At 44.8% G+C, this 13,298-nt stretch carries 12 protein-coding genes; 1 reads left to right on the forward strand and 11 read right to left on the reverse strand.

All coding sequences use genetic code 11. The features are described from left to right. Positions 1–27: 27 nt before the first annotated feature. The 6 genes from MHI45_RS09640 to MHI45_RS09665 form a co-directional block, all read right to left on the reverse strand. The gene (locus MHI45_RS09640) at positions 28–798 is read right to left on the reverse strand and encodes a DUF3169 family protein (protein ID WP_076109920.1); all 771 of its coding nucleotides are present in this window, start codon (positions 796–798) and stop codon (positions 28–30) included. After that, positions 795–1,013: a helix-turn-helix transcriptional regulator gene (locus MHI45_RS09645; RefSeq protein ID WP_379141271.1), complete on the reverse strand. Its 219-nt coding sequence runs from the start codon at positions 1,011–1,013 to the stop codon at positions 795–797. Before MHI45_RS09645 ends, MHI45_RS09640 begins: the two co-directional genes overlap by 4 nt. Before the next feature lie 332 nt (positions 1,014–1,345). Further along, positions 1,346–2,737: a sigma-54 interaction domain-containing protein gene (locus MHI45_RS09650; protein WP_076109922.1), complete on the reverse strand. Its 1,392-nt coding sequence runs from the start codon at positions 2,735–2,737 to the stop codon at positions 1,346–1,348. Between the two features lie 110 nt (positions 2,738–2,847). Next, the gene (locus tag MHI45_RS09655; RefSeq protein ID WP_340897038.1) at positions 2,848–3,792 is read right to left on the reverse strand and encodes a DUF561 domain-containing protein; all 945 of its coding nucleotides are present in this window, start codon (positions 3,790–3,792) and stop codon (positions 2,848–2,850) included. A 54-nt stretch (positions 3,793–3,846) separates the two neighbouring features. Continuing rightward, positions 3,847–5,082 (reverse strand): L-lactate MFS transporter, encoded by a 1,236-nt coding sequence (locus tag MHI45_RS09660; RefSeq protein ID WP_076109924.1) that lies wholly within the window; start codon positions 5,080–5,082, stop codon positions 3,847–3,849. Between the two features lie 43 nt (positions 5,083–5,125). Then, positions 5,126–6,709, reverse strand: coding sequence for an acyl CoA:acetate/3-ketoacid CoA transferase (locus MHI45_RS09665; protein ID WP_076109925.1), 1,584 nt, complete (start codon positions 6,707–6,709; stop codon positions 5,126–5,128). A gap of 516 nt (positions 6,710–7,225) precedes the next feature. Between MHI45_RS09665 and MHI45_RS09670 the strand changes: the two genes are divergently transcribed. After that, positions 7,226–7,654 (forward strand): helix-turn-helix transcriptional regulator, encoded by a 429-nt coding sequence (locus MHI45_RS09670; protein ID WP_076109926.1) that lies wholly within the window; start codon positions 7,226–7,228, stop codon positions 7,652–7,654. Positions 7,655–7,803: 149 nt separating this feature from the next. Here MHI45_RS09670 and pgmB read toward each other — a convergent pair whose 3' ends face one another. From pgmB to MHI45_RS09695, 5 genes are all read right to left on the reverse strand, one after another. Further along, a complete protein-coding gene (gene pgmB / locus MHI45_RS09675) occupies positions 7,804–8,487 on the reverse strand; it encodes a beta-phosphoglucomutase (RefSeq protein ID WP_076109927.1) in 684 nt (227 codons plus the stop codon). Then, positions 8,480–9,364 (reverse strand): alpha/beta hydrolase, encoded by an 885-nt coding sequence (locus MHI45_RS09680; RefSeq protein WP_076109928.1) that lies wholly within the window; start codon positions 9,362–9,364, stop codon positions 8,480–8,482. The genes pgmB and MHI45_RS09680 overlap by 8 nt, the downstream gene beginning before the upstream one ends. Positions 9,365–9,378: 14 nt before the next feature. Next, positions 9,379–11,082, reverse strand: a complete 1,704-nt coding sequence (locus MHI45_RS09685; RefSeq protein WP_306080816.1) for a glycoside hydrolase family 3 protein — start codon at positions 11,080–11,082, stop codon at positions 9,379–9,381. A 17-nt stretch (positions 11,083–11,099) separates the two neighbouring features. After that, positions 11,100–12,077 carry an ABC transporter permease gene (locus MHI45_RS09690; protein ID WP_076109930.1) on the reverse strand — a complete coding sequence of 326 codons (978 nt, stop codon included), beginning with the start codon at positions 12,075–12,077 and terminating at the stop codon, positions 11,100–11,102. Between the two features lie 77 nt (positions 12,078–12,154). Beyond that, positions 12,155–13,285: a sugar ABC transporter substrate-binding protein gene (locus MHI45_RS09695; protein WP_076109931.1), complete on the reverse strand. Its 1,131-nt coding sequence runs from the start codon at positions 13,283–13,285 to the stop codon at positions 12,155–12,157. Between the last annotated feature and the right edge of the window lie 13 nt (positions 13,286–13,298).

Below are 13,298 nucleotides of genomic sequence, written 5' to 3' on the forward strand. Positions count from 1 at the left end.
AATTTCATGGATACGGATTCATTAAATTCATTTATACGCCTTGGCCACCTCACGGTAATAGACCGTTTGCTGCACCAGCAGAATGATGCCCAGGACGACAATGGGCAGCGGTGTGAAGCCGAACAGCAGGGAGTACAGCGTAAACAGCACGATGCCTGCAATTAACATCACGTTGGTAATCTGATAAGCAGAATAGGCAGACCGGTATACCGTCCACTGCTCTCCCTCGTCCATTTTGGCAAACAGCTCACGTGCCGCTTCTTTCCCGCTGTTGGATTTCAGATTCAGCGTCCGATCCGGATAGACCTCGTTGTAGATCACAAGCGTGCGGTGCTGGAGAAAAATGGCCATAAACATCGTGACGCAGCCGCTGATCATGTTCACCAGCATGTAAGTTTGCATGGTCTCCCTCGGACTGCCCGCTCCCAGGGCATGGGCAAAAGCAAGCACCAGCCATAGCAGGGTGACAATGGTGTTATACGAGCTGACCTTGAGGATTGTACCAAGCAGCTTCTCCTTCGGACTCATCGGCTCATCTGAATACTGGTCTTCATCGTGCATGGCGTTCAACTGGCTGAGGCCAATCACATTCCAGACCAGCAGAACAAGCACAATCAGCGCCAACAAGGCGAACATAAGATCATATTCGTAAACAAGCGAAAAGCTGAAGTCGGCATTCTCCGGAACAGTAATTGCACCCGAGGCAAAGATGTAGCCGATCATCCCTCCAATAAATGCCCATAGAATCAGCCACAATGCTTTTTTGGTTTTGAGTGGTTTGTTTGTGCTGTCCATCATTGCTCACGCTCCTCTTCTCGAATGGAAAATATATCCTCAACCTGCACTTTAAAGGCTGCAGCAATCTTCAGAGCCAGCACCACTGAGGGGGAATAATCGCCCCTTTCGATCAATGCGATCGTCTGGCGGGAGGCTCCGATTCGCTGTGCCAGCTCTTGCTGGGACAATCTGTCCCTGGCCCGCAGTTCACGGACGCGGTTAACCAGTTCACTCAAGTGCATCATCTCCTTGATTTATTGTATATGATGTAATTCATTTTGTAAATTATAATATACAAATTGTATCTGATTATATACATTAATGTTTTTACTATTTAGCTATTATTCATAAATAAAGAGGCCCTTGTCGCTGACATAGGCCTCTCACAGATCCTGAACAAACATTGTGATGTGGTGAAACAGACAGGATTTATACGATAAGTATAAAGAAGAATAACGAGAATTAGCCACTTGAAGCCCGTGAATTAATTTATGGCAGGCTTCAGTTTATTCAAATCCCCTACCAGAATCAAGCTTTAATAATGTTCCATTCAGGACAGCTTGCCCAGTTATAAGGTTTTGGGGGCCAGCACTTCTTCCATTTTCTTCAGCTTTCTGTAAATAACCGATCTGTCCACACTTAATTTCTTGGCCGCTTCTGTTCCGTTCCCATAACAATCTTTCAGTACTTTTTTTATATAACGCCCCTCTGCTACTGCAGTGAAGTCTTTCAGAGTAGACAGCTGATGTTTATTTTTTTCTATGAAGTGGTCTATTGAATACCAATCCGCAACATTATCCTCTTCCTGTTGGCTAATTCCCATGTATTCCGTAACCACAAGTCTTTCGATATAATTCCTTAACTCTCTCGCATTCCCATGCCAAGGCTGACTAAGCATCTTATCAAACTCTTCAGCACTTAAGACATATTTCTTACCGTACATTTGATTGAAGCTGGCTATAAAACTGGAGATTAATCCTACAAGGTCTAGTTTGCGGTTGCGAAGCGGAGGAATATGAATCGGGATCACATTAATCCGATAATATAAATCTTCCCGGAACAGACCTTTTTTTACCATACTCCACAGATCCCGACTAGTAGCTGATATAACACGACAATTGATCGGTATATTAGTAATGCCGCCGACTCGTCTCACTTCCTGATTCTCAAGAACCCGCAATAATTTGGCTTGCATCTCGAGCGGCAAATCAGCAATTTCATCCAGAAATAGAACCCCGTCATTGGCAATTTCGATCATTCCCGTCTTCACTTCCGCCTGCCCTTCAAAGACTCCTTTTTCGTATCCAAACAATTCATATTCAAATCCGGCCGGAGCAATAGCTGCGCAGTTAATCGCAATGAAGGGACCCTTCCACTTTTCACTCTTTAGATGAATATATTTCGCTATAACCTCTTTACCCGTTCCGGATTCACCATATATTAACACTTTACTGTCGTAGGATGCTATTTGGTTGCAGACTTTAATAATTTGTTTCATTGCCAAACTTTCGGCAACAATACCTTTCCCTTTCCCCGCTGCAGCTTCTCCTAATTGCTTGTTGATTTGCTGGGTTACAGGTACATTAGCTTCATAATAGGTGTGTTCCTGTTTGAATTCATTTGAAGTGGTGACTACCAGCTGCACCTCCCCATCCTTATCCAAAATAGGAATAGCTGTCGAGAATATATGAAACCCTCTTGACGTAATGATATTTTTAGATACTTTTTGTTTACTTTGAATGGCTTCCATCGTAATGGAATGACCATAATAGCCTGCCTTCACCAAATCCTGGACATTGGCCTTTAGCAGATCTTCTAATTGAACTCCAATGGTTAAAGCGGTAAAATCATTGGAAATTAATATATTTCCGTTTGGATCGGTGACAAATAAAGTAGAAGGCAATTCTCCAATAATTTCGTCTATCGTACGTTTACCTGATTTTTTATTTCTTTTAGTCAAATTTATCAGTCCTATACAGTTGTATTAACGCTTACTTCATATTTAGAAAAAAAGCCAAATGATATCATTACGTAAATGATACCACTTGGCTAATATACATTACACTTTAATTATGCACCAACAACTGATAATTTCCCCAGCTTCTCAAGGATTTCTTGAGCCTCTTCAAACATAGTGGTAATCATCTCTTCAACCGTGGTAATCTCATTAACCATCCCACAAATTTGTCCTGCCATTACAGAGCCAGTATCCGTATCTCCTTCGAATACGGCTCTGCGCAAAGATCCCAAACTTAATTTCTCTAATTCTTCACGAGAAGCCTTTTCATTTTCAAGTCTAAGGAATTCAGCAATCATACTATTCTTAATACTTCTAACAGGACCACCCAGGCTGCGGCCAGTAACCGTTGTGCTCGTATCATCTGCGGTAATTACTGCTTGTTTGAAGTTCTCGTGAGTAGGGCATTCCACTGTAGCCAGGAACCGGGTTCCAACCTGAACGCCCTGTGCTCCGAGCGCAAATGCAGCTGCTACTCCACGGCCATCCGCAATCCCGCCGGCTCCAATAACCGGAATGGAAACCGCACTAACTACTTGAGGCAGAAGAGCCATGGTCGTTGTTTCACCAACATGTCCGCCTGCTTCTGTTCCCTCAGCAACAATCGCATCAACACCTAATGCTTCCATTTTCTTAGCGATTTTTACAGAAGGGACTACCGGAATTACGATAATGCCATTTTCTTTGAGAGTCTTCATGTATGGAGCGGGCGTGCCTGCACCAGTGGTAACAATCTTCACATTTTCTTCTATAATGACTTGAATAAGTTCAGGGATATTGTTCATCATCAACATCAAATTTACAGCGAAGGGTTTATTGGTGCTTTCTTTTGCCTTACGAATCTCGTCACGAAGACGATCAGCAGTAAATCCGCCTGAACCGATAATGCCTAGCCCTCCCGCATTAGAAACAGCACCTACTAGAGGAGAAACGGCGATCTGAGCCATACCACCTTGAAAAATCGGATATTTAATACCTAATAATTTTGTAATCGACATTCTTAAAAACCTCCATTTTTTGATCGTTTTTGATCGTTAATGTAACTAAGTTTCTTAAGCAGCTTTAGTGGCTTCTGGTTTTGGCTGTTGTTGTTCCATTGCTTTGAAAACAAAGGTTAAGGCAAAACCAACCAAGGAGATAACCAGAGCGATGTAAAAAGCATTCGTGAACATTCCGTCATTAGCTGCTGCAACCTTACCGGCAATTCTCGGTCCGAAGAATGCTGCTCCTGAATAACCGATAAAAGTTACACCATAGTTCACACCGTAATATTTCATACCAAATTTCTCACCGACAATAGAAGGGAATATTCCCATGGTTCCGCCAAAGCATAAGCCAATTCCTACGATGGCTACCGCAAATCCGGCTATTGTTGTAGATAATGCTATAGTCAACATCATGCCCGCAATGACCAGATAGATAATGAGCAGACATTTTACCCGCCCAATTTTATCGGACACAGCGCCCCAGAATACACGACCAATGCAGTTACTGAGAGAGTATAAACTTACATATAGTGCTGCGGCTGCGGCTGAAAGTCCAAACATCTTCTGACCGATTACAGAAGCATTAGCTGTTACCATCATTCCTGACAAGGCACCGATTAAGAACAGGCAGGCTATCACATAGAATAATGGCTTCTTTATCATTTCGTGCCACTCTACATTAACTCCACCCTTAGAAGCTGCAGCAGCCGGAGGCGTCCAGCCCTCAGGGATATAACCGGCCGGAGATGCTTTAACGAGTAGAGCAAGGCTTAGAATGACTACTAAGAAGGCGGCCCCGAGCATTATCAGGGCTGGCTGGACACCATTGCCGCTAATTAACGCGTTAGCTATAGGTGCTATAACGATGGACCCACCGCCATATCCCGCTGTAACAATTCCGGCAGCTAATCCTCTTTTATCCGGGAACAGCTTAACGCTGTTCCCAATTGTAGCTGAATACACAATTCCCTGACCTATTCCGGTAATTACACCGTATGTGATATACAGCATCCAAGGAGCGGTTGCCAATCCGGAAAGAATAAATCCAAGCCCAAACATTGCTCCGCCGATGAATATAGCCTTCTTGGCTCCCCCTTTATCCACCAATTTCCCTCCCAGGATCATTGGAATTGGAGATATAGCCGCGTTAATAGTAAAAGCCATCATAATATCCGGCATCGTAACATTAAATACTTTGGTTAATGGCAGTGCAAAAATACTGAATGCGTATATTGCACCTACACAGATATTAATGATCGTTGATGCAATCAATATCCTCCAACGATTCAACTTTACATTCATGACATCATCCCCTTGTATGGTTTATTAAATCAATAAATAATCACTATACTTCCAATAAAATCCGATTTTTCGCGGCAATAATAGACTTCAATTTTCCCCAGTTTTCCTGGAACATGGCTTGATCCATTTCTTTAAGATTTGGTGAGATCGCCGGTTCAAATTCCATTTGATCCAGAATATGAGTCTGCAAGTCAACACCTGGTGCGATTTCAGTTAGTGTAACTTTTCCATCCTGCAATTCGAATACTGCGCGCTCAGTAACATATACAACGGGTTGCCCAACTTTGGCGGCATATGAACCGCTGAACGTGATTTGTTGCACCTTCTTAATGAACTTTTTTACTTTTCCCTCTTGGAGTATTTGCAATTTTCCATCTTCAGCCTTGACCTCTAGCCCGCCAGCAGTAAATGTACCTGCGAACACAAGCTTTTTGGCAGCTTGAGAGATATTAATAAACCCACCGCATCCAGTTACGCGAGTTCCAAATTTGCTGACATTTACGTTCCCGAACTCGTCTGTTTGAGCCAAGCCAAGGACAGATAAATCGATTCCGCCACCATCATAGAAATCGAACTGCGAGTCATGATCTACAATAGCCTCAGAGTTATAAGCATGACCGAAGTCTTTCAGACCTGCGGGAACACCACCAATCGAACCCGCCTCTGTTGTCAAAATCAGTTGGTCGCTTACTCCCTCTTCTGCTGCTATGTTTGCAACATTAACCGGAATTCCAACCCCAAGATTCAAGATCGTATTCGGTTGAAGCTCTACTGCAGTTCGGCGGGAGATGATTTTGCGCTCATCCAGCGGTAGGGATTCAATTGACTCTGTAGGTACTTTTACATGACCGGAGAATGCCGGATTATAATGAGTGTTTTCTGTCTGGTAATGATTTTCCGGTTTAGAAACAACAATATAATCTACTAAAATCCCTGGCACTTTAACATCTTTAGGATTAAGCGTGCCACACTTTGCGACCGTCTCTACCTGGGCGATAACTATGCCTCCCGAGTTGCGGACAGCCTGAGCGATAGGCAGAACCTCCATATGCAGGCCTTCTTTTTCAAGAGTCAAATTGCCATTCTCATCAGCCACGGTTCCGCGGATCAAGCCGATATTAATAGGGAAAGATTTATAGAACAACCACTCTTCGCCCTCTAATTCAATAACCTTCACTATGTCTTCCTTCGTAGACGGGGACATTTTTCCGCCTTCGACCCGAGGATCTACGAACGTCTCCATGCCTACTTTGGTAATCACACCAGGACGTTTAGCTGCAATTTCCCGGTATAGCTGAGTAATTACACCTTGGGGCAAATTGTACGCTTCACATTTGTCTTCTTCGATGAGCTTAGCCATCCCGGGAGAAGCAATTGCAATTCCACCAATCCATCGTTTAATTAATCCCTCATGGCCTAAGTGGCTCATTCCTTTGTCGCGGCGGTTGCCGACTGCACTCGCGTGCATTACAGTCAAATTCTTCGGTTGTCCTGTTTGCACGAAGCGATCTTCAATGGCTATTCCCATCTCTTCTGCCCAGCATGATAATCCAAACCCGCTGGCTGCAACTGTATCACCATCTTTAATTAGTTCCGCTGCTTTTGCGGCTGAAATTACTTTTGTCATTTAATCTGCTCCCTCATATGTGAATATTTTCACTTTTTTGATTAAAAAATAAAACTATTGCTTCGCATGCCTTAAATCTCTTGTGAAATATTTCGCAATGTCATCGTATTACAGAAAAAAGAACGGGTCAACAGGCCCGAAATAGCTCTAAATCAAGGTTTTTTTCTGTAGATTTTTTGCGACTCACTCTTTTGAACACTCTCTTTTTAAGCGCATTTTTTCTTTAATGATTAATAAGCGTGTTGGAATAGACAGGTGAAATTCAACTCTATTTTTTTCTTATTCGGATTAGATGTAACAGTCGCAAAATAACCACACTATTTCATTCATCTTGTTTAAAGGTTATAAAAACAACCTGGAGGTGACCTTTCATATTAGCGAATTATTCAAATTCGTGCAGATTGCATTTTAAGATATTTTATAAATATCAAGAAAAAAATAAAATATTTTTCCCATGTTGCGTAAATTGCATTTTTGCAACACCTGAATCTCTTGAAAAAGACAGAGCTGTATGAAATGCATCAGCGCTCTATACGAGAATTTGAAACACTTGATCAATTAATGGAATGGCTTGAAGGATTTCTGAAAGAAAAAGTATTGATGCTAAGTTCCATGTGGAAGCAAAATGTTAGAAAGGAAGTGGCCGAAGCGAAGCGGTATGTAATGAATCATATTGGTGAGAAGGTGGGAATGGAAGAAATGGCGAACCGCCTTGGCCTGAACCCTACTCATTTTAGCCGTTTATTTAAATTAGATACTGGTCTCACTTTCATTGAGTTTGTTACTAGAATAAAAATGGAGCGTGCTCAGGATCTGTTAAATCAAAGTAACCTCACTATTGTAGATATTGCAGAGCAGTTAGGGTATGACAATGCCAGCTATTTCATTAAACTCTTCCGCAACTTCTCTGGTATGACCCCTGCTGAATTCCGTAAATCCATCTAAACATCCCATACTGAAAAATGGTCACCGAGGCGGGAATACAGTAAGAACAGCATAGCTTGTAATGACAAACAGCGCGCACCGTAATATGCCAGTGCACGCTAATGATCAGTTATTATTCTCTGTATAGCTCAGCTTTGTTTGCAATCCGCTCAAGCTCCGTTGCTCCATTGACTGTATGCTTCCAAAATCGTGCTCATCCTGAGATTATCCGTAACGCGGACGAGATAGTCAGCTTGATGTAAAGATTCCGCTGCTCCGATGCCAACCGCGAACATGCCTGCCCGTTTAATAGCCTCAATGCCTGCAGCCGAATCCTCTATCCCAATGCAAGCCTTATACGGAACTTTCAGATAATCCGCTGCATCGGTGAAGGTTTCTGGATCCGGCTTGCCATGCCTTATGTTGCTCGCGTCAACAATATAGTCAAAAGCACCGGTCAACTCCAGACGCTCCAGTACGAACGGAGCGTTTTTACTCGCCGAGCCAACGGCCAGCTTAATGTTCGCTGCCCGCAGCTCCTTAATCAAAGTGTCGATGCCGGGCAAAATATCGTTTGGCGAGACAGACTGAATTAACCAAGTATAATGTGTATTTTTCTTGGCCGCCAGCCGCTCCAGTTCATCGATCGTCCGTACCGGTTGCTTAGGTGAAGAAGCAATGATCCGCTCTAGCGACTGCAGTCGGCTGACTCCTTTCAGTTGCTCATTCAATTCTCTGTCAACTTCAATTCCAAGCTCTTCGCCGAGCTGTTTCCAGGCCAGGAAGTGAAATTCCGCTGTATCTGTAATCACCCCGTCCAGATCAAAAATCACCGCTTTGGGAAGATTACTCACTGCGCCCCACTCCTTGCTTCAGCCATTTCACACTCAGTTGAAACCACTCGGAGAGATGCAAGTGCTGTAACTGCTCCGCCGCTTTGACCGTTTCATCGGCGAGCGACATGCCATGCGGCCCTTTTTCAAACATATGCAGTTCACAGGGTACCTCATTGCGGAATAATGCCTCAGCCAGGCCAAATAAATCCGTCGGTAGAATCACCGTATCTTGATAAGTGCCCCAGATGAATGTGCGGGGAAGCTCTGAATGGATATAATGCAGCAGATTTAAAGAATCTTTCTCTTCATCCGACAAATTCTCTTTGCCCATCAGGATTTCACGGATGCTTGGCCCTCTCATATCAGGCATCAAGCCTTTCTCCATCAGTTCAATGACGAAATCGGGAGTTTTCTCGGAACGAGGCTCCAGTGTAACCGCCGGATAACCAAGCAGAATTTGATTGGGCTTGATTTGGGAGGCGCGTAATCCCGTACCTTCATTAAGTAGGGGCTGATTATGATAAATCCCCAGACTAAGCGCAAGATTCCCGCCGGCAGAGAAGCCAACCACTGAAATATTGTCTTTGTCCACAAGCCATTCATCCGCATGTTCCCGAATGACAGCCATCGCATGGGCCAACTCTAGCAGCGCAGTGGGAAACGGATTATCAATTTTCACCGAATAGGATAAGACAAAAGCGTGGTAACCCATTCTGCTGTAGGCGAGCGCTACCGGTTCTCCTTCATTTTGGGAAATGACGTTATAACCGCCGCCAGGGCAGATCACAACAGCTGGACGCACCAGGTTTTTTCGGTCGAATTCTCCATCATCCAGAATATAGGTGGTGAGTGTAGCTGCTGAGTTATCCAGCAGCGGAAGCTTTTGATGAATCACAGTAAATCCCCTCTCTATAATTTTGTATCCCATTTATCGCAAAACGGATCAACAGGGCTCTTGCCTACAAACTCCGATACGCCCATCAGCTTCTCAATCAGCAGCGGCAATGTATACTCATTGACTCCATAAGTGTTAATGTAGGTCTTGACACGCGGAACATCAAGTAGATGATATGGGTTCTCTGTAGAAATAAACACTGTCGGAATAGAATTAATATAATTTGGAACATTGATGCCCATCGGATTAAGCCACTCAATCCGGACAGCTGTCTGATTGGACTTGGTTGCCAGATTACACAGATAGACTATAATATCATAGCTTTTTTTCATTTCTGTATAAGAGCCCTGCAGTCCTTCGTAGACGCCCGTTGGCTCAAAAAGGGTTACGGAGAATCCCTCGTTCTCGAGCAGTGGAATAAATGAAGCCGCCAGGCCACTGGTCTTGTTGTAACCTAGCGCGTTAGCCTCACTCTCGATGCCGTAAAGCAACACACGAGGGAAACGCTCCGGTATAATAGGGAATACTCCCTCTTCCTCTTTAACTAATGTGATGGATTGATCAGCGATAGCTCTGGCAGTTTCCCGGTGGCTATCATGCCTAAGCACCTGCTCAGCCTTGGCAAGTACCGGTACATTCTCCCGCTCATGCAACTTGAGTGATGCCTTGAGCCCCAGAATGCGGAGAACAGCCTCATCTAATCTGTTAGTGGAGAGCATACCTGCCGCCAGACCTTCCCGCATAAACTTCACATCTTCTTCCAGGTTTTTCGTGAACAGGAACATATCGCAGCCGTTTTCAATCGCCCGGGGCACCAGCTCATTTCTCGGCATCGGAATGTTCATCCCCGCCATCGTTGTCGCATCGGTGATAATCAGTCCATTGAAGCCAAGCCGTTCCCGCAGCAGCCCACCAAGCAGCTCGCTTGCCAGTGATGCGGGCAGAATGTCCTCATCGCGAAGAGACGGATTCAAAAGTTTGGAGTATTCAGGAAGGACAATGTGCCCGACCATTACCGTCTTGGCTCCTTCATCGATCAAATGCCGGTACACACTTCCGAAGGTATGGTCCCATTCTTCTGTTGTTAAGGAATTAACAGAAGTCACAAGATGTTGATCCCTCTCATCCACACCGTCGCCAGGAAAATGCTTGATCGAAGCGGCCATGCCCTGCTCCTGGCAGCCCTTCACATAAGCGGCCCCCATTGTTTTAACCCGCTCCGTGCTGCTCCCGAAGGTTCTTGTATTGGTGATGGGGTTGCGGAAGTTGAAGTCAATGTCGACAACGGGAGCAAACGCATAGTTGGCGCCTACGCTACCGCCTTCAATAGCGCATATTCTTCCTAATTCGTAAGCCAACTCATCGTTTCCGGTTGCGGCAACTGCCATATTCGAACCAACTTTGGTGCCGTCACTAGTTATGCCCTGTCCGCCCGCCTCCAGATTGGCGGCTATAAGCAGAGGAATCTGCGCCGACTTCTGCAAGGTTGATACAGTGGCAACCACTTCTTCCTTGGCCATAGAACGGCACATCAAACCTCCGATGCCAATCTCTTCTGCAATATGCTTCAAGAACGGTTCATCCTGTTTGTAGCCAACCATGAAAAACAACTGCCCGATCTTTTCCTGCATCGTCATTTTCCCGAATGTCACTTGTACCCATTTCATGTCTTCTTCATTCAGATTAAATGGCTTCTCTCTCAAACGGTTAATATCCACTTCTCCCACTCCTATCTTTACTGCGATTGTCGCCTAATGCTTTTGTTTTTGGCACCGATTCTGATTTTCTTGGAAAATTCGCGTATCTTCTCCTGATTAGAGGTATATCCCATGAAAGCCACAATGAACACACCAAGATTAACGGTCTGTATAGAGCTGTCAATCCCCATGACGACCATGCCATAAGATAGGGCATTCATTCCCAGCGCACCGGCAAAAATCCCAAGGGGGATATTAGAGAAACGTGCCAAATAAAGTCCAACCAATACCGGCCCCATTGATGAGAACATCAGCGAGGTGGAGCTTAGATTGTTAGCCGGTGACACCAATACCGTGGAGGCATTGATAACAGCGGCAACGCCGAGCAATGCACCCACTATCAAATAAGTAATAATAATATTCTTTTTCTCTTTAACACCCATATTGACCGCCAGACGGGGACTAGCCGAAAGTGAACGCATATCATAACCAAATTTCGTCCGGCCCAGCAGAATATAGAACAGCGTCATAGTAATCAGCAGCACAACATATATCCATGGAGACCGGGCAAAAACAGTTAGTTGGGGATGCATGTACAGTTGTGTCCCAGTCCCGCCATAGACGATGCCCGACAACGCTTCGTACACCATCACTACACCAAGTGAAACAATGATGGTCGGAACTCTGATTGCCAGGTACAGAACACCCTCCAGCAGACTAAGAACCACCGCAATTCCCATTGTCAGCAGTAAAAGTGTCATTGGACCCCCGTCCAAATCGATCGCCAGATTACTGCCAATTATGCCTGAGAGAATAATAATAATCCCTGGTGCGAAGTCCCATCGCGCTCCCGACAAGGGCAACGCGATGGCATAGGCTATAATCGTGGATAGCACGCTATTTCTAATGATTCGGTCAAATGCCCCTGATGTTGCATAGCCTGACCGATCCATCATGAAGGTAATTAGCAGAAAGATTACATATACTAATACTGGGAACAAAAATGTTTTGAGCAAACCCCAAACTCTCTTAATCCAAAGATTCTTCATGCACTCACTCCGTTACATTGGGACACGTAAGGCCATCCCCTGATCTATTCATTTCTGGCCTGTTGAATTTCTGGCAAGGTACGGCTGGTTAATGCCTGCAGCGATTCCCATGTAGCGGATTCGTTGAAGCTCAGCATTACTTGCTTAAGTTCATCAGCGGTAACCGAACCTTTCGACTTGTCGGATGGAATCACATATTTGTTGAAATTATCAGTTTCTTCTACTGAGCTCAGCGTTACATAGTTGACTCTTCCATTAGGCTGCCAATCGGAATACACTTTTCCATGAATCCGGTCGTACAGCTGCGCAAAGGCGTTGGCTACAATCTGCGTGTAATTGTTTGTTCCAGCCATCAAGACATTGCCACTCGCAAGACCCGAACTTGTAGAGTTGTTATAGCCCAGCGCAAGCAGATGGATTCCGGGAGAAGAGCTGTTCAGGATAGCCGGGTAAACAAAGTCCATCCCTGAACCCAGACCAAAGATCGTATCCACTTCCGGATGCTCGGAGATGATTTTGGTTACTGCATCACTTGCGTTCTCTGGCGCGAAGGAATGGTATTCCGTTGGATAGATAGTAACTTGATGGTCAACGTCCAATTCTTTCATTTTCTCAGTCAGACCCGAAATGATTGCCGGAGCGTCCAAGAAAGCAAACTCAGGAAATGAAGTGACTCCGATATTTCTGGCCCCTGCGCGGTAAGCCTGCTCAGCATACAAGGCACCCAAGTCCGCCGGGTTGTCGCCGAATTGCTTGATCCCTCCGACAAAGTAGTCACTGGCTATACTTCCATCCACATCCCCCAGCGCTACCGAATAATACACACCGGCTTCTTCCGCCAAGCTCACACTTTGTTCAAGCGCGGTATCATAACCGCTTATGACTCCATCCACACCTGAGGCAAGAAGATTCTCAAGACCTTTAATATGGTCCTCCTCGCTTGAACCCACGGTTGCATAATTGAACTTCACATTGAAATTTTCTTCCAGATAGGAGCCGTAAGATTTGATTTCCTGGCCTTGAATATCCGTATAATTGTACAACATGACCCCAATGTTAATCTGATCCTTCTCTTTGCCGCCTGTATTATCAGCTTTGTCACCACAGCCGGTGAGAACGATTCCAACCAGCATCATAAGCACGCTTAGAATAAGGGTTACTTTACTTTTTTTCATTGCTTATCCCTCT

It is taken from the genome of Paenibacillus sp. FSL H3-0321 (assembly GCF_038002865.1).
In the GTDB taxonomy this organism is placed as follows: domain Bacteria; phylum Bacillota; class Bacilli; order Paenibacillales; family Paenibacillaceae; genus Paenibacillus_AQ.

Excerpts from the sequence above, each read along its gene's own strand:
- MHI45_RS09640 (WP_076109920.1), bottom strand. The coding sequence starts at position 798 with ATGATGGACAGCACAAACAAACCACTCAAAACCAAAAAAGCATTGTGG.
- MHI45_RS09655 (WP_340897038.1), bottom strand. The coding sequence starts at position 3,792 with ATGTCGATTACAAAATTATTAGGTATTAAATATCCGATTTTTCAAGGT.
- MHI45_RS09660 (WP_076109924.1), bottom strand. The coding sequence starts at position 5,082 with ATGAATGTAAAGTTGAATCGTTGGAGGATATTGATTGCATCAACGATC.
- MHI45_RS09665 (WP_076109925.1), bottom strand. The coding sequence starts at position 6,709 with ATGACAAAAGTAATTTCAGCCGCAAAAGCAGCGGAACTAATTAAAGAT.
- MHI45_RS09670 (WP_076109926.1), top strand. The coding sequence starts at position 7,226 with ATGCATCAGCGCTCTATACGAGAATTTGAAACACTTGATCAATTAATG.
- MHI45_RS09695 (WP_076109931.1), bottom strand. The coding sequence starts at position 13,285 with ATGAAAAAAAGTAAAGTAACCCTTATTCTAAGCGTGCTTATGATGCTG.